This window comes from Streptomyces sp. NPDC101227, assembly GCF_044767545.1.
GTDB lineage: Bacteria > Actinomycetota > Actinomycetes > Streptomycetales > Streptomycetaceae > Streptomyces.
Genome location: NZ_JBIWOD010000006.1, coordinates 404414 through 423804, shown reverse-complemented (window position 1 = coordinate 423804; position 19391 = coordinate 404414). Strand labels below are relative to the sequence as shown.

16 protein-coding genes are annotated in these 19391 nt (G+C 70.9%); 4 read left to right on the top strand and 12 right to left on the bottom strand.

Translation table 11 applies throughout. From position 1 onward, the window contains the following. The first annotated feature begins 31 nt into the window (after nucleotides 1-31). The gene (locus tag ACIRPT_RS16955; protein WP_403827702.1) at nucleotides 32-1363 is read left to right on the top strand and encodes an MFS transporter; all 1332 of its coding nucleotides are present in this window, start codon (nucleotides 32-34) and stop codon (nucleotides 1361-1363) included. Between the two features lie 73 nt (nucleotides 1364-1436). Here the strand turns inward: ACIRPT_RS16955 and ACIRPT_RS16950 are convergent, their stop codons facing one another. The 12 genes from ACIRPT_RS16950 to ACIRPT_RS16895 form a co-directional block, all read right to left on the bottom strand. After that, nucleotides 1437-2033 carry a Uma2 family endonuclease gene (locus ACIRPT_RS16950; protein ID WP_403827700.1) on the bottom strand — a complete coding sequence of 199 codons (597 nt, stop codon included), beginning with the start codon at nucleotides 2031-2033 and terminating at the stop codon, nucleotides 1437-1439. Between the two features lie 96 nt (nucleotides 2034-2129). Further along, nucleotides 2130-3407 carry a thymidine phosphorylase gene (locus ACIRPT_RS16945; protein ID WP_403827698.1) on the bottom strand — a complete coding sequence of 426 codons (1278 nt, stop codon included), beginning with the start codon at nucleotides 3405-3407 and terminating at the stop codon, nucleotides 2130-2132. A gap of 89 nt (nucleotides 3408-3496) precedes the next feature. Beyond that, nucleotides 3497-3892 carry a cytidine deaminase gene (locus ACIRPT_RS16940; protein WP_403827696.1) on the bottom strand — a complete coding sequence of 132 codons (396 nt, stop codon included), beginning with the start codon at nucleotides 3890-3892 and terminating at the stop codon, nucleotides 3497-3499. Nucleotides 3893-3965: 73 nt separating this feature from the next. Next, nucleotides 3966-5258, bottom strand: a complete 1293-nt coding sequence (locus ACIRPT_RS16935) for an ABC transporter permease (RefSeq protein ID WP_403513421.1) — start codon at nucleotides 5256-5258, stop codon at nucleotides 3966-3968. Then, a complete protein-coding gene (locus ACIRPT_RS16930) occupies nucleotides 5255-6370 on the bottom strand; it encodes an ABC transporter permease (RefSeq protein ID WP_403827693.1) in 1116 nt (371 codons plus the stop codon). The genes ACIRPT_RS16935 and ACIRPT_RS16930 overlap by 4 nt, the downstream gene beginning before the upstream one ends. Further along, the gene (locus ACIRPT_RS16925) at nucleotides 6367-7986 is read right to left on the bottom strand and encodes an ABC transporter ATP-binding protein (protein WP_403827950.1); all 1620 of its coding nucleotides are present in this window, start codon (nucleotides 7984-7986) and stop codon (nucleotides 6367-6369) included. Before ACIRPT_RS16925 ends, ACIRPT_RS16930 begins: the two co-directional genes overlap by 4 nt. Before the next feature lie 186 nt (nucleotides 7987-8172). Continuing rightward, nucleotides 8173-9207 (bottom strand): BMP family protein, encoded by a 1035-nt coding sequence (locus tag ACIRPT_RS16920; RefSeq protein WP_403827691.1) that lies wholly within the window; start codon nucleotides 9205-9207, stop codon nucleotides 8173-8175. 141 nt (nucleotides 9208-9348) lie between these two features. Beyond that, nucleotides 9349-10572 (bottom strand): amidohydrolase, encoded by a 1224-nt coding sequence (locus ACIRPT_RS16915; protein WP_403827948.1) that lies wholly within the window; start codon nucleotides 10570-10572, stop codon nucleotides 9349-9351. A gap of 155 nt (nucleotides 10573-10727) precedes the next feature. Beyond that, nucleotides 10728-11954 carry a hypothetical protein gene (locus tag ACIRPT_RS16910; RefSeq protein WP_403827689.1) on the bottom strand — a complete coding sequence of 409 codons (1227 nt, stop codon included), beginning with the start codon at nucleotides 11952-11954 and terminating at the stop codon, nucleotides 10728-10730. A gap of 26 nt (nucleotides 11955-11980) precedes the next feature. Then, a complete protein-coding gene (locus ACIRPT_RS16905; RefSeq protein ID WP_403513431.1) occupies nucleotides 11981-12919 on the bottom strand; it encodes an N-acetylneuraminate synthase family protein in 939 nt (312 codons plus the stop codon). Nucleotides 12920-12989: 70 nt separating this feature from the next. After that, nucleotides 12990-14279, bottom strand: coding sequence for a cytidylyltransferase domain-containing protein (locus tag ACIRPT_RS16900; RefSeq protein ID WP_403827687.1), 1290 nt, complete (start codon nucleotides 14277-14279; stop codon nucleotides 12990-12992). A 77-nt stretch (nucleotides 14280-14356) separates the two neighbouring features. Next, the gene (locus ACIRPT_RS16895; RefSeq protein WP_403827685.1) at nucleotides 14357-15718 is read right to left on the bottom strand and encodes a DUF6716 putative glycosyltransferase; all 1362 of its coding nucleotides are present in this window, start codon (nucleotides 15716-15718) and stop codon (nucleotides 14357-14359) included. Nucleotides 15719-15905: 187 nt separating this feature from the next. Between ACIRPT_RS16895 and ACIRPT_RS16890 the strand changes: the two genes are divergently transcribed. Genes ACIRPT_RS16890 through ACIRPT_RS16880 form a run of 3 tightly spaced genes read left to right on the top strand, consistent with a single transcriptional unit; the run spans nucleotide 15906 to nucleotide 19380 of the window. Then, entirely contained in the window at nucleotides 15906-16883 is a 978-nt protein-coding gene (locus ACIRPT_RS16890) for a glycosyltransferase family 2 protein (protein WP_403827683.1), read from the top strand. Continuing rightward, the gene (locus ACIRPT_RS16885; RefSeq protein ID WP_403827681.1) at nucleotides 16883-18232 is read left to right on the top strand and encodes an alpha-2,8-polysialyltransferase family protein; all 1350 of its coding nucleotides are present in this window, start codon (nucleotides 16883-16885) and stop codon (nucleotides 18230-18232) included. The genes ACIRPT_RS16890 and ACIRPT_RS16885 overlap by 1 nt, the downstream gene beginning before the upstream one ends. After that, nucleotides 18229-19380, top strand: a complete 1152-nt coding sequence (locus ACIRPT_RS16880; RefSeq protein WP_403827679.1) for an acyltransferase family protein — start codon at nucleotides 18229-18231, stop codon at nucleotides 19378-19380. The genes ACIRPT_RS16885 and ACIRPT_RS16880 overlap by 4 nt, the downstream gene beginning before the upstream one ends. The last annotated feature ends 11 nt before the right edge of the window (nucleotides 19381-19391 follow it).

Genomic DNA, 19391 nt, shown 5'->3' with positions numbered 1-19391 from the left:
CGCATGAAGCGCGGAGTCCTACCTTCGAAGCATGCCTCCCGCTGATACCGGGGCGTCCGTCACCACCCGTACGGCCGCCTCTCCCCAGTCGTCCACCGACACTTCTTCCCCCGCAGCAGACGCCGTCGACCCCGAGTCCGGCAAGCTGCGTCCGGGCGGCCCCGGCTACCGCCGGATGAGCTTCGCCCTCTTCGCCGTCGGAGTCGCCACCTTCGCGCTCCTGTACTCCACGCAGGCGCTGCTGCCGGCGATCTCCAGCGACCTCAACGTCTCGCCGGACCAGGCGAGTTGGACCGTATCGGCGGCCACGTTCGGCCTGGCTCTCGGCGTGATCCCGCTCAGCGCCGTCTCCGAACGCTTCGGCCGCCGGGCGCTGATGACCGCCTCCCTCTCCGTCGCGGCCCTGATCGCGATGCTGGTCCCGTTCGCCCCCTCCCTCGGCGTACTGATCGCGCTGCGCGCAGTGCAGGGTGTCGCGCTGGCCGGTCTGCCTGCCTCGGCGATGGCCTTCCTGGCCGAGGAGGTACGCGCCAAGGCGCTGGTGGCGGCCATCGGACTGTTCGTGGCGGGCAACAGCATCGGCGGGATGTCCGGCCGGATCGTGACCGGCTGGGTCGCCCAGGCCTGGGGCTGGCGGGCCGGGCTCGCAGCGGTCGGCGTGATGGCGGTGGTGTGCGCGGTGACCTTCCGGCTGCTGGTGCCCAAGGCCCGGCATTTCGCGCCCCGTTCGGTCGGCCCGCGGGCGCTGGCCCGCACGCTCGGCGGCCACCTGGCCAACCCCCTGCTGCGTCGCCTGTACGCCATCGGCGCGCTCTTCATGATGGTCTTCGGCGCGGTCTACACCGTGATCGGCTACCGCCTGACCTCGGAGCCGTTCAACCTCCCGCAGGGCATCGTCGGCTCGATCTTCATCGTCTACCTGGTCGGCACGGTCTCCTCGGCCGCGGCGGGCGGGCTGGTCGCCCGGCTGGGCCGGCGCGGCGCGCTGTACCTGGCGGTGGGCGCGACCTCCACCGGCCTGCTGCTGTCCCTCGCCGACTCGGTCGCCGCGGTCCTGGCGGGCCTGATCCTGATCACCGCGGGCTTCTTCGCGGGCCACGCGGTGGCCTCCTCCTCGGTCAGCCGCACCGCCAAGACGGCCCGCGCCCAGGCCTCGGCGCTGTACCAGTGCTCGTACTACGTCGGCAGCAGCCTGGGTGGCGCGCTGGGCGCCGCGGCCTTCCACGCGGCGGGCTGGGAGGGCACCGTCGTCCTGGGCCTGGTGGCGATGGTCGGCGCGGCGTCGATCACGCTGTACGCGACGCGGAAGGCGGTCGTCGAGCGGCGGCTGCTGCACCGCACGCACCTGGAGAAGGCGGCGTAGCCGCCCGCACGAACCCGAAGGGCCCGCCTCACCACCTGTCCTGGTGGGGCGGGCCCTTCGTCTTTGTGCGCCGTCAGTCGACGGGGAACATCCCCGTGTCGAGGGTGAGCCCGAAGGGCTCCGGGAGATCCACCTGGTCGCCGAACTTGCCGCTCCACAGCACGCGGTAGACGTCGTCGGCCGGTTCACCGTAGAGGGTGATCGCAGGCCCGGCGGGGGCCCAGCGGTCGACGAGCAGATAGAGCGGGACACCGGCTCGCGCGTATCCCGCGGCCTTCGGGATCCGGTCATTGCTCGCGTTGGACTGCGACGTGACCTCGACGATCAGCGTGGCGGCGGATGCCGGCACATAGGTGTCAGGGGCCGCGCCGAGGACGACGTCGTCAGGCACCACGGCGAGGTCCGGGACGTAGCAGCCCTTCCGCGAGGGAATGGCTGTTCCGAGTGTCTGGTAGATGCCCCATTCCTCCGGGAGTACGGAGTACAGACGGCGCTGGATCTTCTGGGCGATGAAGTTGTGGTGGTGGCCGGGCGGCGGTGACACGGTGACGATCCCCTCGATGATCTCCACCTTCCAGCCCTCGTGTACGTCCGCCTGCTCCCAGATGCGGACGAGGTCGTCCCACTCCCGGTCATTGCCCGAGGTGTGGTCGACGGTGAGTGCGCTCATGGCGGTCTCCTCTGTCGGTACGTCACCGATCCCAGCATGCCGAACAGGACCCGAACCGGTCCACAGCTCCCGTTCACCCGAACGGGAAACCCCAGGTCAGCCGATACGTTCCCGCACCACCGGCGAGGCGGTGAAGCCCTCGGCCGCCGCCCCGATCGCCACTCCCCCGTCCAGCGCCTCCAGCGCGTACGGGAACTTCTCCGGCGTGTCCGTGTGCAGCGTGAGCAGCGGCTGCCCCTCCCGCACCACATCCCCCGGCTTGGCGTGGAGCTCGACGCCCGCGCCCGCCTGGACCGGGTCCTCCTTGCGGGCGCGGCCGGCGCCCAGGCGCCAGGCGGCGAGGCCGACGGCGTAGGCATCGAGGGTGCGCAGGACGCCGGAGGCGGGGGCGGGGACGATGTGGGTTTCGCGGGCGACGGGGAGGGGGGCGTCGGGGTCGCCGCCCTGAGCGGTGATCATGCGGCGCCAGTGGTCCATGGCGGAGCCGTCGGCGAGGGCCTTGGCGGGGTCGGCGTCCTTCAGGCCCGCCGCGTCGAGCATTTCGCGGGCGAGGGCCAGGGTCAGTTCCACCACATCGGCGGGGCCGCCGCCGGCCAGGACCTCGACGGATTCGCGGACTTCGAGGGCGTTGCCGGCGGTGCGGCCGAGCGGGGTGGACATGTCGGTGAGCAGGGCCGTGGTCCGTACGCCGTGGTCGGTGCCCAGCTCGACCATGGTGGCGGCGAGTTCGCGGGCGTCGTCGAGGTGCTTCATGAACGCGCCGGAGCCGACCTTGACGTCCAGGACGAGGGAGCCGGTGCCCTCGGCGATCTTCTTGGACATGATGGAGGAGGCGATGAGGGGGATGGATTCGACGGTGCCGGTGACGTCGCGGAGCGCGTAGAGCTTCTTGTCGGCGGGGGCGAGGCCGTCGCCCGCGGCACAGATGACGGAGCCGGCGGAGCGCAGGACGTCCAGCATCTCGGCGTTGGAGAGGTGGGCGCGCCAGCCGGGGATCGCTTCGAGCTTGTCGAGGGTGCCGCCGGTGTGGCCGAGGCCGCGTCCGGAGAGCTGGGGGACGGCCGCGCCGCAGGCGGCGACGAGGGGGGCGAGGGGGAGGGTGATCTTGTCGCCGACGCCGCCGGTGGAGTGCTTGTCGGCGGTGGGGCGGGCCAGGGAGGAGAAGTCCATGCGCTCGCCGGAGGCGATCATGGCGGCGGTCCAGCGGGCGATCTCCGTGCGGTTCATGCCGTTGAGGAAGATGGCCATGGCCAGGGACGACATCTGTTCGTGGGCGACCTCGCCGCGGGTGTAGGCGTCGATGACCCAGTCGATCTGATCGGGGGTCAGCTCACCGCGGTCGCGCTTGGTGCGGATGACGGAGATGACGTCCATGGACGGTTCCTTTCGAACGGGTGGCTCTCGTTCTACACGCATAGACACGAGGGTGGCCAGACCGGACGGGATCCGGCCACCCTCGTGCGTCAGGGGGCCAGGTGGCCCGGCCCGAAGGCGTCCGGGAGGAGATCGGAGAGCGGCTGGATCCCGGCGGCCGTATCGACCAGGAGTTCCGGGCCGCCGTGCTCGTACAGCAGCTGGCGGCAGCGGCCGCAGGGGACCAGGAGTTCGCCGGCGCCGTCCACACAGGTGAAGGCGGTCAGCCGGCCGCCGCCCCCGGCGAACAGCGCGGATACCAGGCCGCATTCGGCGCACAGCGCGAGGCCGTACGAGGCGTTCTCGACATTGCAGCCGGTGACCGTACGGCCGTCGTCCACCAGGGCGGCGGCGCCTACGGGATAGCCGGAGTACGGGGCGTAGGCCCGGGACATCGCGTCCCGGGCCTGTCCCCGCAGCCACTCCCAGTCGGGAGCTGTGCTCATGCCGATACCTCGCTCCGCTCGGCCTCGCACTCGCTCGGCGCGCACCTCTCAACGGTTCTCTCGCTGCGCTCGCTCACTTGCCCTGGCCCCTTCGGTAGATCTTGCCGATGGCCTTGGGCGGCCGCAGCCGCTGGGAGGCCAGCGCGAGCACCAGCAGCGTGGTGATGTACGGGGCGACGCTGACGATCTCCAGCGCGACGGTGTCGGTGGTGGCGTACCAGACGGCGAGCAGCACGGCGCAGACCAGGCTGAGCGCGGCCTGGGTGCGGTAACCGGTGCGCAGCTTCCACACCGCGAGGCCGACCAGCAGGACGGCGAGCAGAAGCAGCAGCGCGTGGACGGTGGGGCCGCCACCGCGCAGCTGCAGCGCGTCCATGAAGCCGAACAGTCCGGCGCCCATGGCGACGCCGCCCGGCCGCCAGTTGCCGAAGATCATGGTGGCGAGGCCGATGTAGCCGCGCCCGCCGGTCTGGCCGTCCTGGTAGATGTGCACGTAGATCGCGAGGAATGCGCCGCCGAGTCCGGCCAGCGCGCCGGAGGCGACCACCGCCGCGTACTTGTAGCGGTAGACGTTGACGCCGAGCGATTCGGCCGCGATCGGGCCCTCACCGCAGGAGCGCAGCCGCAGTCCGAAGGAGGTGCGCCACAGGACGAAGAAGGTGAGCACGAAGAGGACGGCGGTCAGCACCGTCAGCCAGGAGACATTGCTGACCAGGGAGCCGCAGATGCCGGCCGCGTCGGAGACGAGGAACCAGTGGTGCTGCTCGATGGAGTAGAGCCAGTCGGACAGGCCGGGGACGGTGAACGTCGGCATGTCGGGCATCGGCGGGGACTGCTTGTCGTTGCCGCCGGCCGCCGCGGCGGCGCTGCCGTCCGCGCCGAACCACAGCTTGGCGAGGAACTGGGTCATGCCGAGCGCCATGATGTTGATGGCGACGCCGGAGATGATGTGGTCGACGCCGAAGGTGACGGTGGCGACGGCGTGCAGCAGCCCGCCGAGCGCGCCGCCGAGGACGCCGGCCAGCGCCGCGGCCCACGGCCCGTGCTGCCAGCCCACGGCGCCGGCGGAGAAGGCGCCGAGCATCATCATGCCTTCGAGGCCGATGTTGATGACGCCGGAGCGCTCGGCCCACAGGCCACCGAGTCCGGCCAGGCCGATCGGCACGGCGGCGCTGAGCGCCGCGGTGTACTGGCCGGATTCGGTCAGGTTGGTGGCGCCGGTGACAACCCGCAGCAGGGACAGCAGGATCAGGCTGCCGGCGACGATCAGCAGAACCTTGGGGTAGGTCAGCTTGATCCTGGGGGCCTTGGGCTTGTGCTTGTGGCCGGTGCTCTCTGCGACCGGGGTCGTGAGGTTTGTGCTCACGAGGACACCTCCGCCTTGTCGGTCTTGCGGGCCTGGGCGGCGAGCTGCTCGCCGACCTGCCGCTGCTGGAGTCTGAGGCCGTAGCGGCGCACGAGCTCGTAGGCGATGACGACGCAGAGGACGATGACGCCCTGCATCACGCCGACGATCTCCTGCTGGTAGTCCTCGAATTCGAGCTGGGTGCCGGTGCGCTCCAGGAAGCCCCACAGCAGCGCGCCGACGGCCATCCCGACCGGGTGGTTGCGGCCGAGGAGCGCGATGGCGATTCCGGTGAAGCCGATGCCGACGGGGAAGTCGGTGCCGTAGTTGTACGACTCGCCGAGCAGGGTCGGCATGCCGATCAGACCGGCCGCGGCGCCGGACAGCACCATGGACGTGACGACCATGCGCTTGACGTGGACGCCGCTGGCCTCGGCCGCCGGCTCGGACTGGCCGACGGTCCGCAGGTCGAAACCGAAGCGGGTGCGGTTGAGGACGAACCAGTACACGAAGCCGACGATGACTGCGACGACGAGGAAGCCGTCGAGGGGCTTGGGCTGGGTGGGGATGGTGAAGAAGTGGCTGGAGGCCGGCAGGTTGGGGGTGTGGAAGAGGTTGCCGTCCTTCCTGGCGAGGCGGCCTTCCTGAAGGAAGTAGCCGATGACCGCGGCCGCGATGGCGTTCAGCATGATCGTGGTGATCACTTCGCTGACGCCGCGGGTGGTCTTCAGCAGACCCGCGATGCTCGCCCAGACCGCGCCGACCAGCATCGCGACGATGATGATCAGCGGAATCTGCAGAAAGCCGGGCAGCGTCAGCGCGCCGCCGACCACCGCGGCGAAGAACGCCGCGATGCGGTACTGGCCGTCGACGCCGATGTTGAAGAGGTTCATCCGGAAGCCGATGGCGACGGCCAGCGCGGACAGGTAGTACGGGATCGCCTTGTTGATGATCCAGACCTGGCTGTCGCTCTTCGAACCGAAGTCGGCCATCACCATGTAGGCGTGGACGGGGTCCTTGCCGGTGGCGAGGATGATCACCGAAGTGATCAGCAGGGCGGCCACGATGGCGAGGACGGGGGCGGCGATCCCGAGGATCACCTTGTTCTTGTCGAACCTGGCGAACTTCTTCACTCGGACTCACCTTCCTCCGTCGACGGGCCCTCGGCGGAGCCGTTGTCGGATGCGGCGAGGTGTCCGCTGGCGGCGCCGGTCATGGCCGAGCCCAACTCCTCCGGGGTGATGGTGGCGGGGTCCGCGTCCGCGACCAGGCGGCCGCGGTACATGACCCGCAGGGTGTCGGACAGCCCGATCAGCTCGTCCAGGTCGGCGGAGATCAGCAGCACCGCCAGGCCCTCGCGGCGCGCCTCACGGATCTGGTCCCAGATCTGCGCCTGGGCGCCGACGTCCACGCCCCGGGTGGGGTGCGCCGCGATCAGCAGCTTGGGGTGGTGACTCATCTCGCGGCCGAAGATCAGCTTCTGCTGGTTGCCGCCGGAGAGCGAGGCGGCGGTGACCTCGATGCCGGGGGTACGGACGTCGTACTCGGCGACGATCCGCTCGGTGTCGGCCCGTGCGGCCTTCAGGTCCAGCAGCTGGCCCTTGACGTTGGGCTTCTGGGTGACATGGCCCAGGATGCGGTTCTCCCACAGCGGGGCCTCCAGCAGCAGGCCGTGCCGGTGGCGGTCCTCGGGGATGTAGCCGATGCCGTCCTCGCGCCGGGTGCGGGTCGTGGCATGGCTGATGTCGATGCCGTCCAGGGTGACGACGCCGCTGTCGGGGTCGCGCATGCCCATGATGGCCTCGACGAGTTCGGCCTGGCCGTTGCCCTCCACCCCAGCGATGCCCAGCACTTCACCCTTGCGGATGGTCAGCGAGGCGTCGTCCAGGACGGTCCGCGCCACCCCCTCGGCGTCGGTGGTGGTCAGCCGCAGCCCCTCGACCTTCAGCATCTCCACGTCCGTGACGGTGGACTCGCGGGTCTGCGGCGACGGCAGCTCGCTGCCGACCATCAGCTCGGCGAGCTGCTTGGGCGTGGTCTCGCTGGGGACGACGGAGCCGACGGTGGTGCCGCGCCGGATGACGGTGATGTCGTCGGCGACCGAGAGCACCTCGCCCAGCTTGTGGGAGATGAAGATGACGGTCAGGCCCTCGGCCTTGAGCTCGCGCAGGTTGTCGAAGAGCGCGTCGACCTCCTGCGGGACCAGGACGGCGGTCGGCTCGTCGAGGATGAGGGTGCGGGCGCCGCGGTAGAGGACCTTGAGGATCTCCACGCGCTGGCGGTCGGCGACGCCGAGGTCCTCGACGAGGACGTCGGGGCGGACGCCGAGGCCGTAGCGGTCGGAGATCTTGAGTATCTCGGCGCGGGCCTTGCCGCTGATGCCGTGCAGTTTCTCGCCGCCGAGAACCACGTTCTCCAGGACGGTGAGGTTGTCGGCGAGCATGAAGTGCTGGTGCACCATGCCGATGCCGCGGGCGATGGCGTCGGCCGGGCTGTGGAAGCTGACTTGTTCGCCGTCGATGCCGATGGTGCCCTCGTCCGGCTTCTGCATGCCGTAGAGGATCTTCATCAGCGTGGACTTGCCCGCGCCGTTCTCGCCGACGAGCGCATGCACGGTGCCGCGGTGGATGGTGATGTCGATGTCGTGGTTGGCGACGACGCCCGGGAACCGCTTGGTGATCCCGCGGAGTTCCACCGCGGGTGCTGCGGCGGGGGCGCTGTCTGCCTGGGGGCTGCTGGACGCTTTGATGGCGCACTCTCCTCGGGGGACAGGGAGTGGTAAGGAGGAGCGGGGAGGCGACGATATCGCGCCAACTCCCGCGCTACGCGCGTAGTGTCGGCGCCGAAAAAAGGCCGGTACGGCTGCCGGGTCGCTCCGGCAGACGGGCCGGGCGCGGCGGTTCGGTGACCGCCGCGCCGGGACCGGACGGACCTGCTACTTGGCGGGGGTCTCGCTGACCTTCACCTCGCCCGACGCGATCTTCTTCTTCGCCGCGTCGATCTTGCTCTGGATGTCATCGATGAAGCCGCCCGAGGTGGACAGGCGCACGCCGTCGTCCTTGAGCGCGTAGCTCTTGGTGCCGGTCAGCGGCTTCTTGTCCTTGACGCTCTTGACCAGGTCGTAGACCGCAACGTCGACGTTCTTCATCACCGAGGTGAGGATCGAGCTCTTGTACTTGGCCAGACCCGGCTGCAGGTACTGGTCGGAGTCGACGCCGATCGCCCAGGTGCCCTTCTTGCCGGCGACCGTCTCGATCGAGCCGTTACCGGACTGGCCGGCCGCGGTGTAGATGACGTCGATGCCGGAGTCGAGCATGCCCTTGGCCTTGCCCTTGGCGGCGGCCGGGTCGTTGAAGCCCTTGTCGTCGTTGGCGTAGAGGTACTCGGAGGTGATCTTCGCCTTGGGGTCGGTGTCCTTGACGCCCTGCTCGAAGCCCGCCTGGAACTTCTGGATCAGCGCGTTGTTCACGCCACCGATGAAGCCGACCTTGTGGGTCTTGCTCTTCAGCGCGGCGGCGACACCGGCGAGGTAGGAGGCCTCGTTCTCGGCGAAGACCATGCCGTAGACGTTCTTGGCCTCGGCGGGCGAGTCGACTACGCCGAAGGTGGTCTTCGGGAAGTCCTTGGCGACCTTGTTGACGGATTTGCCGTAGTTGAAGCCGACCCCGATGACGGGGTTGTAGCCCGCCTCGGCGAGCGAGGACAGCCGCTGCTCGCGGTCCGCCTCGGTCTCGCCGTTCTTGGCGGTCATCATCTTGGCCTTGACGCCGAGGTCCTTCTCGGCCTTGTCCACACCGCGGGCCGCGGCTTCGTTGAACGAGTGGTCGTCCCGGCCGCCGACGTCGAAGGCGAGTCCGACGCCCTTGTTCTGGCCTCCGGACTCGGTGGACGACTCGCCGCAGGCGGTCAGCGAACAGGCGAGGGCCGCGGTGGCGATGCCCGCGGCGACGATCTTGGATACCCGGCGCACGAGGGGTCCCTTCGGCTCGTAGCGCCTCCGTCGGCGCTGATTCCGCGGCATCGTAACGCGCGTAGATGCCAGAAAAAGGGGCAGTGCGCAGCCGTTATCGGATCGTCGCGAACGGGAGCCGACGCCCGGGGTTCGACGGGGTTACGGCCGGTCACCGTCCAGAAGCGCCGCGGCGGTGAAGAGCTCCACCCCCACCTTGATCGCCTGCTCGTCGACGTCGAAGTCACCACGGTGAAGATCGTGGCGGCTCAGCTCGCCGGGGACGCGCACCCCCAGGCGGGCCATGGCGCCCGGGACGTGTTCGAGGTACCAGGAGAAGTCCTCGCCGCCGAGGGATTGTTCGGTGTCCTCGACGCTGTGGAGGCCGCGGCGGGCGGTCATGGCGTCCTGGAGGAGCTGGGCGCTGTCGGGCTCGTTCACCACGGGCGGGACGCCGCGGACGTAGTTGATCTGGGACTTGGCGCCGTGCAGGGCGGCGGTCTCGTCGATGGCGGCGTGGATCAGGTCGGGGGCCTGGTGCCAGGCGTCGAGGTCGAGGCAGCGGACGGTGCCGGAGAGCTCGGCGTGCTGGGGGATGACGTTGCAGGCGTGGCCGGATTCGAGGCGGCCCCAGGTGATGGCGAGGCCGGCGCGGGCGTCCACGCGGCGGGAGATCAGGGCCGGTACGTCGAGGGCGACGCGGGCGGCGGCGGTGACCATGTCGGTGGTCAGGTGGGGGCGGGCGGTGTGGCCGCCGGGGCCGTCCAGTTCGACCTCCAGGCGGTCGCAGGCCGAGGTGATCGCTCCCGTACGGAGTCCGATCCGGCCGGCGTCGACGCGCGGGTCGCAGTGGACGGCGAGGATGCGGCCGACGCCGTCCAGGGCGCCGGACTCGAGGGCGTCGGTGGCGCCTCCCGGGAGGACCTCTTCCGCGGGCTGGAAGAGGAGGCGCACGGGGCGGGGCAGTCGATGCCGGCGTGCCAGCTCGGCCAGGACGAGGCCCGCGCCGAGGACGACGGTGGTGTGCACGTCGTGGCCGCAGGCGTGGGCGCGGCCGGGGACCGTGGAGGCGTAGCCGACGGTCTTGGTGTCGGGGATGGGGAGCGCGTCGATGTCGGCGCGGAGGGCGAGCAGGTCTCCCGCCGTCTCCTCCCCCGCGGCCGGTTCCCTGCCGATGTCGCAGATCAGGCCCGTGCCGGTATCCAGGACGCGGGGGTGCAGCCCGGCCCGTTCGAGGCGTTCCTTGATCGCCGCGGTGGTGCGGAGCTCCTGGTTGCCGAGCTCGGGGTGCCGGTGCAGATCACGGCGGAAGGCGATGAGTTCGGTGAACAGGGCGTCGGGGAGCGTACCGGGGAGCAGGGTCGGGGCGGCGGCATCGGGGGACATCAGTTGGTTCACCCGTGGAAGGTTACGGGCCCCGGTGGGACAACTGTCCCTGGATCAACAAAAGTTCAGCCCGTCAGGGGAAGAAAATCAGCCTCGCTGGTGCATGGATGATAGGTGGGAGGGGTATGAAGCCTGGTTTCGTCCGGCGTCCGTTCTCACCCGGTGGCCATCGTGCGGGTGAACTGGAGGCGCTGCACATCGCGGGCGGTGCCGGTCACACCGTCCAGGAATCCCTGGGCGCGGGGTGAGGCGCCGGCCGTGAGCCAGGCGGGGTCGATGTCACAGACCGCGACCTTCACCTCGGTGCCCTGGAGGGCGAGCGGCAGGGTGTGGACGACGGTCGAGGGGAAGCTGAGGATGAGGCGGCCGATGGGGCCGCGGCGGGCGATCAGTTCGAGGGGGAGGTCGGGGCGTACGACCTCCAGGCCGGTCTCGGTGGTGAGGCGGCGGAGTTTGTCGGTGCTCTCGCGGCGGTGGGCGAAGTACCGGGTGGCGCCGTGGGTGCGGGCGAGGACCTGTACGGCCTCGAGATAGCGGTCGGTGTCGACCACGCCGGTCTCGACGAGGGAGGTGCCGACGATGTCGGTGCCGCGGGTGAGGCGGGGCGGGCCGAAGCGGGCGCGGGTCCAGGCGAAGTCGTTGGCGGTGACCTGGACACCGGGCGGTACCTCTACGGGCATGGAGCTGAAGAGGCCGATGGCGCGGCGCCGGCGGCCGCCCTCGGGTGCCGGGGTGAGGCGGCGGCGGGCGGTGGCCGAGAAGGGGGCGAAGATCAGGTCGCGGGCGCCGCGGCCGGTGCCGTGGCGGTGCCAGCGCACCAGCCGTTCGCCGCGGGCGAGTTGGCCGATGAACTCCATGGTGGCGGTGCCGTCGTCGACCACGACGAGGTCGCGCGCCTTGGTGAGGGTGAGGAGGAGTTGCACGTACCGGGAGAAGGGGTCGCCGAGGACGATGCGGCGGGCGCGGCGCAGGAGCGGGGTGAGGCCGCCGATGGTGCGCATCGGGGCGGTCGGGCCGCCTCGGGCCTCTTCCCAGCGGACGGTGTGGCCCTCGTCGCGGGCGAGTTCGGCCATCCGGCGCAGCTGACCGCGGGTCATCGGGTCGTGCGGGGAGAGCACGACGACGGTGAGGGTGGTGGCCTCGGCGGCGTGCGCCCATTCCAGCACGTTCAGCAGCTGTACCGGGCTCTCCACGAAGGCGAGGGTGCCGGTGTCCACGGGTGCCCCACTCTCGTTGCATGCGTCGTCGCCACAGCGTGCGGTCCGGTTGCGCTGCCGGGGCACCCCGAGGAGACGACGGGCGGGAGCACCCGTCGTCTCCTCGGGCGGGACCCCGGCGCCGGGCGTGGCGGGCGCGGCGTGGGTCCCTTCAGGTGAGCTCACGATCGGAACTCCTGTCTGCCAGGCGGTCAGACGGAGGCCGGCTCGCGGTCGGCGTCCGCGCCCTCGGTTTCGGCGACGACGCCGGCGACGCGGCGCAGCTTCTTCATCGGGCCGAGCTCCGACTCGTAGACCTTCTTGACGCCGTCACCGAGGGACTCCTCGATGGTGCGGATGTCGCGGACCAGGCGGGTCAGGCCGCCGGGCTCGACGGAGGCGGCCTGGTCGGAGCCCCACATGGCGCGGTCGAGGGTGATGTGGCGCTCGATGAAGGTGGCGCCGAGGGCGACCGCGGCGAGGGTGGTCTGCAGGCCGGTCTCGTGGCCGCTGTAGCCGATCGGGACGTTGGGGTACTCCTCCTGCAGGGTGTTGATCATGCGCAGGTTGAGCTCCTCGGCCTTGGCCGGGTAGGTGCTGGTGGCGTGGCAGAGCAGGATGTTGTCGCTGCCCAGGACCTCGACCGCGTGGCGGATCTGCTTGGGGGTCGACATGCCGGTGGAGAGGATCACCGTGCGGCCGGTGGCGCGCATCGCGCGCAGCAGGTCGTCGTCGGTGAGCGAGGCGGAGGCGACCTTGTAGCAGGGCACGTCGAACTTCTCGAGGAAGGCGACGGACTCCACGTCCCAGGGGGAGGCGAACCAGGCGATGCCGCGCTTCTTGCAGTACTCGTCGATGGCGCGGTAGCCGTCCTCGTCGAACTCCACGCGGTGGCGGTAGTCGATGTAGGTCATCCGGCCCCAGGGGGTGTCGCGCTCGATCTCCCACTGGTCGCGCGGGGTGCAGATCTCCGGGGTCCGCTTCTGGAACTTGACGGCGTCACAGCCGGCGTCGGCGGCGGCGTCGATCAGCGCGAACGCGTTCTCCAGGTCGCCGTTGTGGTTGATGCCGATCTCGCCGGTGACGTAGACGGGGCGGCCGGGGCCGGCCTCGCGGTTGCCGAGGTTGCGGAGGCGGGAGTTGCTGCTCATGGGGAGGATTCCTTCGTGTTGATAAGGGGTGTGGAGATGGCGTAAGGGGGTGTGCTGGGGTCGGGGTGGGTTACAGGGAGGGGCCCAGGAGCCAGCCGGCGATCTCTCGGATCGCGCCGCTGCCTCCGGGGGTCGCGGTGACCGCGCGGGCCGCGCCGCGCACCACGTCGTGCGCCCCGGCGACCGCGACCGGCCAGCCGACGAGGTCGAAGCACGGCAGGTCGTTGACGTCGTTGCCGACGTAGAGGACCCGCTGGGGGTCGGTGCCCGTCTCCTCGCACCACTGCTTGAGGGCGAGGTCCTTGCGGTCGATGCCGTGCAGGACGGGCACCTGGAGCTTGCGGGCCCGCGCGGCGACGACCGGGTTCTGCTCGCTGGAGAGGATCAGCAGCTTCAGTTCGGCCTTGCGCAGCGCGGCGATGCCGAGGCCGTCGCCGCGGTGTACGGCGACGATCTCCCGGCCGTCGGCGTCGATCAGCACCCGGTCGTCGGTCTGGGTGCCGTCGAAGTCGAGGACGACGGCGTCGATGTCGTCGATGGCCGGCAGAGCGTCGGGGCTCGGGGCGTCGAGCAGCGGCGCGAGCGCGCGGGCCCGGGCGAGGTCGTGGGGATCGTCGATCTCCAGCACCCGGGCGGGGTCGGTGCGGACGAGTTCCGTGCGGCCGAAGAAGCGGTGGCCGCTGGTGCGGAAGCCGGCCGCGTCCATGGCGTAGGCGGCGCCGGTCTCCAGCAGGTCCTGGGGGCGGTCCTGGCGGCGCGGCCGGAAGGTCTTGTCGTGGTTGACGCCGTAGCCGCCGGCGGCGGTGACGGTGGCCGGGGCGGCGGTGCCCGGCCGGGCGTCGGGGGCGGAGTGGGCGCCGGCGGCGGACTGGGTGGGCAGCGTGCCCCCCACGCCCGCGTCGTCGGCCGTGTACTCGTCGGCTCGCCACACGAAGCCGTGGAAGGGCGCCACGGTCAGCGCGCTGTCCGCGCCGTCCTCGACGACCGCCGCGGCCACTCCGTCGATGTCCTCGCGGACGATGAAGGGGCTGGTGCACTGGACCAGGAGCACCGCGTCGACCTTGGTGCCGCGCTCGGCCTCGTAGGCGTCCATGGCGTGCAGCACCGCGGCCTCGCTGGTGGCGGTGTCGCCCGCGATGTCGCCGGGGCGGCGTACGACGACCGCTCCGGCGCCGCGTGCGGCGGCCGCGATCCCGGCGTCGTCGGTGGAGACCACGACGTCGGTCACCAGCCGGGCCGCCCGGCAGGCGCGGACCGCGCGGGCCACCAGGGGCACGCCCCCGACGGCGGCGAGGTTTTTGGCGGGTACGCCCTTGGATCCGCCGCGGGCTGGGATGACGGCCACAACAGTGGGTGGCATTGCGGGCTCCTTGGTCGGGCGGGTGGCGACGGGGGTGGGCCGGGGGTGTCGCCCAGCGGTCGCCGGGGGGCGGGCGGTCACAGCTGCCCCCAGCGGCGGATGGCGGGTGCGACGCGCTGCACGCCGTGGCGGTAGGCGCCGCGGGCGGCCTCGCGGACGGTTTCGCGGGCGACCCGGCGCAGTCCGCCGGTCTCCTCGGGGGCGTCCGCGTGGCCGGCGATCGGCTCGCCGTGCGGGTCCAGGCCGTGCCGGGCGAGGATGCCGGGGAGATAGCCGGGGGCGGTGCGGGGTGTGTAGTACGGGGTGAGGGGCGGCAGGTGGCCGGCCTCGCGCAGTTCGGTGACCCGGGCGCGGGCCGCGTCGAAGGCCTTCTCGTACTCCCCCAGACTTCGTCCGGGAGGTGCCCCCAACACCGGGGCGACGCCCTGCCGGGCGAGCCAGTCCGCGTCGGGCTCCGGACGGTGGCCCGCGTCCAGCTCGTCCCAGGAGGCCAGGCAGCCGGAGCCGAGGAAGGAGTGGTTGCCGAGCGCCTCGCGGATGCCGAGGTCGGTGAGGACGGCGGTGGGGATGCCGCGGTGCAGCGACTCCAGGGCGGCCGTCGAGCTGACGGTGACCATCAGGTCGGTGCGGTCCAGGACTTCGCCCATGTTCCCGTACACCAGGCGGCAGTTGGCGGGCAGTCCGCCGGGCGCCTTGGCGGCGAGCTTCTGGTACGGGAGTTCCTCGATGTGCGTGGTGTGCTCGCCCGGCTTGCTGCGCAGCTTGATCAGCACCTCGCGGTCGGGGTGCTTGCGGGCGTGCTCCACCGCCCTGCGCAGCAGGTAGGTGCGGTCGTTCCGGCTCTCCGGTACGGAGGGCTGGGCGGCGAACACCACGGTGTAGGGGCTGTGTTGGCCGGTGTACGGCTCGCCGCCGAGGAAGGGGAGGGCGCATTCGACGACGCTGCCGTCGTCGGCGCCGACGCCCCGGTAGACCTCGCGGAAGCGGTCGGCGTCGTGCCGGGAGTTGGCGAGGACGACGTCCGCGCCGTGCCGCAGCAGCAGTCCGTCGGCGAGCTTCTCGTAGACCACGCCGACGTAGCCGGTGACGACCACGGGGCGCGTGGCGGCGGTCCGCCAGGCGCGGGCGAGGCCGTGCAGCATGGCTTGCACCGCGCCGCCTACGCAGGCCAGCACCACGACGTCGTATCCACTACCGTCGTCGGCACCACGCGCGATGGTGCGGACGAAGTCGATGCCCCTGATTTCGCGCAGCGAGTCCGCACGGGCGCCGACCTCATCGAGCTGGCGGACCGTGGGAGTGGCGCGGCCGCGGAGCAGGTACCCGTCGAGGTGGATGTCCGGTTGGATTCGGTACGCTGTCAAAGCGCCCCATTTCCACCGGGTGTCCGAGTCGGCGAGTACGGCGACGCGCGGCGTAGAAGTGGTACGTGATGGCACGTCGAAGACGCTAGGAAGGCATTCCGTTTAACGGGCCAACTGGGCCGCAACAAAGGGTTAACAGCGGGTCGACGAATGGCGAACCGGGTCGATTGTCGGCCTGGTTAACCATCCCGACATTCTTCGTTCACCCTGAGGTCCGGAACGCGTAAAGACGAATGCCGGCTCCGCACCTAACGTCACCCGGGTGGTTAAGCTCTCCGTCATCGTGCCGTTCTACAACGTGCAGACATACGCGCCCGACACCCTGAAAAGCCTCGCGGCCAATGCCCGCGAGGACTTCGAATTCCTGCTCGTCGACGACTGTTCACGCGACGAGACCCCGGAGATCCTTGCGCGCGCCGAGCGCGAGCTCCCGGGCGCCAGACTGCTGCGGCACGAACAGAACGGCGGCCTGGCCACCGCCCGCAACACCGGCCTGGACGAGGCCCGCGGCGAGTACGTCACCTTCCTGGACGGCGACGACTGGCTCGCGCCCGGCTACTTCGGCGAACTCCTGGGCGCCATAGAAGAGTTGGGGTGCGACTTCGTCCGCACCGACCACGTCCAGTGCACCAACCGCGCCCGCACCGTCCATCGCGTCCCGCACGGCCGGCGCGGGGTGGTCATGGACCCGCGCGAGCTGATCCTGCCCGCCGACCGCTCCACCTCCGTCGACTACGCCTTCGCCTGGGCCGGCATCTATCACCGCAGGCTGCTGGACGACGGGGTGCTGCATTTCAAGGACGGACTGCGCACCGCGGAGGACCGCCCCTGGATCTGGCGGCTGCACCGCGAGGCCAGGTCAATGGCCGTGGTCGGCCTCCTCGGCGTCTTCTACCGGCGCGGGGTGGCGTCGTCCCTGACCCAGATCGGCGACGTACGGCAATTGGACTTCATCCGCGCCTTCGACCAGGTGATCGAAGAAACCGCACAGGACCGCGATGCGGATCTTCTTCTCCCGAAGGCGGTGCGCACATATTGCGCGATCATTTCTCACCACCTCGGCTCGATCGAACGATTCGAACCGCAGGTCGCCCGTAAATTGCGTTCGATGAGTTCCGCGGCCATGAAACGCATGCCGCAGGACGTACTGAAGGAAGCCCTGGATTCGATGGATGTGCAGCGTGCGTCCCGGCTGCGGCGGCTGCGTCGCCGCCCCGTGACGGCGGAGGTCGCCGCCTGATGCCCAACCGGCCCCGTACCCAGATCTTCATGGCGTCCACGCTCTACGGCGCGGCGACCCTCGCCGCCGCCCTGGACGCCGACCGCTTCGAGCCGGCCGACCGCCGTCTGCTGCTGCTCAGCAACAACGCCACGACCCCGGAGACCACCGCGTCCCTGGACACCATGCCCGGCTTCGACCGGCTGCGCGGCCGGTTCGACCGCGTACTGTCCTGGAACGAGACGATCAGCCCGTTCCACCCCGGCGGCTGGTCCCCGCGCGCGGACGACGCCCCGCTGTGGGAGCGGTATCTGCGGCTGCTGTGGGGCCTGGGCGACTCGGAGATCGAGCTGGTCGTCGAGTCCATCCAGGTCAACCCGGCGATGGCGCTGGCACAGGTGTTCCCGGGCGCGCCGCTCGACGTCTATGCCGACGGCCTGATGAGCTACGGCCCCACCCGGAACAAGCTCGACCCGCTGATCGGCACCCGCATCGGCCGGCTGCTCCACCTGGACCTGGTGCCGGGCCTGACGCCGCTCCTGCTCACCGAGTTCGATGTCCCGGCGGAGACCGTACCGACCGACGCCTTCTTGAAGGTGCTGTCCGAACTGGCGGATCACAGCGCGGAGTTGGCGGTTCCGCAGGGGGCAGCCCTGCTGCTGGGCCAGTACCTCTCCGCGCTCGGCATCCTCACCCCCGAAGAGGAGGAGGAGCTGCATCTGCGGATGGTGCGCGGCGCCGTCGAGCGCGGCCACCGGGAGATCGTCTTCAAGCCGCATCCTTCCGCGCCGGCCCGCTGGTCGCGGCTGCTGGAGCGGGAGGCCGAGAAGCTGGACATCGAGCTGACCGTGCTGGACAGCCCGGTCCTCGCCGAGGTCCTCTACCAGCGGATGCGGCCCGCGCTCGTCGTCGGCTGCTTCTCCACCGCGCTGCTGACCGCGGCCACCTTCTACGACCTGCCGACCGCGCGTACCGGCACCGGACTGCTGCTGGAGCGGCTCACGCCGTACCAGAACAGCAACCGCGTCCCGGTCACGATCGCGGACGCGCTGGTGCCCGACCTCGGGGAGCCGAACGGCCGGCCGTACGCCACGCCCAGGGAGATCGCCGACCTGGTCGCCGCCGTCGGCTACGCCATGCAGCACCAGATCTACCCGAATCTGCGCCCGGCCGCCGAGCGCTATCTCGCGACCCGTCTCGACCAGCACACCTGGCGCTACTTCAAGCGCCGCCGGCTCACCGCGCTGGCGCTGCCCGGCGCGATCCCGTCCCAGCTGGCGTTCATCCCGCGCAATGCCACCGTACGCAAGGTCGCGCGCCGGGCGCGGGCCGTGCAGCGGCGGCTGAAGAAGCGGGCCGCGTTCGGATGACCGCCACCGAGTTGACGACCGGCGCGCGCTCCGCGGCGCCGGCCCCCCGCACCCCGCCTTCCATACGCACGCGCAGCCGGGAGGGCGGCTCCTCCCGGCTGCGCGCACTGGACGGGCTGCGGCTGCTGGCCGCGCTGATGGTCGCGGCCTATCACTACGGGGGCCGCGGCGGCGACATATCCGGGGCCTGGGGCGGTACACCGGCCCATCAGTTCCCCACCCTGGCGCCCTACTTCGCGTACGGCTGCCTGGGCGTGCAGATCTTCTTCATCATCAGCGGCTTCGTCATCTGCCTCAGTGGCTGGGGCAGGACCCTGCGGGCCTTCATCGCCTCGCGCGTCTCCCGCCTCTATCCGGCGTACTGGGCCGCGATCCTGCTCGTCACGCTCGTCTTCGCCCTCCCCTGGGTCGCCTACAAGGCGCTCGCCCCCAGCGAGGTGCTGACGAACCTGACGATGCTTCAGCAACCGCTCGGGGTGAAGCGGGTGCTCGGCGTCTGCTGGACCCTGTGGGCCGAGATGCGCTTCTACGCCCTCTTCGCGCTCTGCGTGGTCCTCCCCGGCGCCACCCGCCGCCGGGTCGTCCTCTTCTGCGCGGGCTGGACCCTGGCGGCGGCGCTGGCCCAGGCCGCCCACCAGCCGTTCCTGAACGTCGTCCTGATGCCCGAGTACGCCCCCTTCTTCATCGGCGGCGTGGGCCTGTACCTGCTGCACCGCTACGGGGCCCGCGATCCCATAGCCTGGGCGATAGTCCTGGTCAGCTGGCTGATCGGGCAGCATTACGCGGTCGCCGGCCTCTGGCACGCCCCGTCCGTCCACGCCTTCTCCTACCGCTCCACGGCCGGCATCATCGCCGTCGTCACCCTCGGCTTCGTCCTGGTCGCGGCAGTCGCGCTGGGGGGCCTGCGCCGGATGGACTGGCGCTGGCTGACGGTGGCGGGCGCGCTGACGTACCCCTTCTACCTGGTGCACGAGCACCTGGGCTGGGTCGTGGTCCGCGTCCTCCACCGGAACCTCGGCCTGCCCTCGTACGCCACGCTGGCGCTGACCGTGGCGCTGATGCTGATGCTGGCGTGGGTGCTGCACCGGTGGGTGGAGCGGCCGCTGACGCCGGTGCTGAAGCGGTCGATCGATCCCAAGCGGCGGTGACCGGGCGGCGG

Coding starts and splice junctions, on each gene's coding strand:
- ACIRPT_RS16880 (WP_403827679.1), top strand. CDS start 18,229: ATGACCGCCACCGAGTTGACGACCGGCGCGCGCTCCGCGGCGCCGGCC.
- ACIRPT_RS16945 (WP_403827698.1), bottom strand. CDS start 3,407: ATGGACGTCATCTCCGTCATCCGCACCAAGCGCGACCGCGGTGAGCTG.
- ACIRPT_RS16915 (WP_403827948.1), bottom strand. CDS start 10,572: ATGTCCCCCGATGCCGCCGCCCCGACCCTGCTCCCCGGTACGCTCCCC.
- ACIRPT_RS16900 (WP_403827687.1), bottom strand. CDS start 14,279: ATGCCACCCACTGTTGTGGCCGTCATCCCAGCCCGCGGCGGATCCAAG.
- ACIRPT_RS16885 (WP_403827681.1), top strand. CDS start 16,883: ATGCCCAACCGGCCCCGTACCCAGATCTTCATGGCGTCCACGCTCTAC.
- ACIRPT_RS16950 (WP_403827700.1), bottom strand. CDS start 2,033: ATGAGCGCACTCACCGTCGACCACACCTCGGGCAATGACCGGGAGTGG.
- ACIRPT_RS16940 (WP_403827696.1), bottom strand. CDS start 3,892: ATGAGCACAGCTCCCGACTGGGAGTGGCTGCGGGGACAGGCCCGGGAC.
- ACIRPT_RS16905 (WP_403513431.1), bottom strand. CDS start 12,919: ATGAGCAGCAACTCCCGCCTCCGCAACCTCGGCAACCGCGAGGCCGGC.
- ACIRPT_RS16955 (WP_403827702.1), top strand. CDS start 32: ATGCCTCCCGCTGATACCGGGGCGTCCGTCACCACCCGTACGGCCGCC.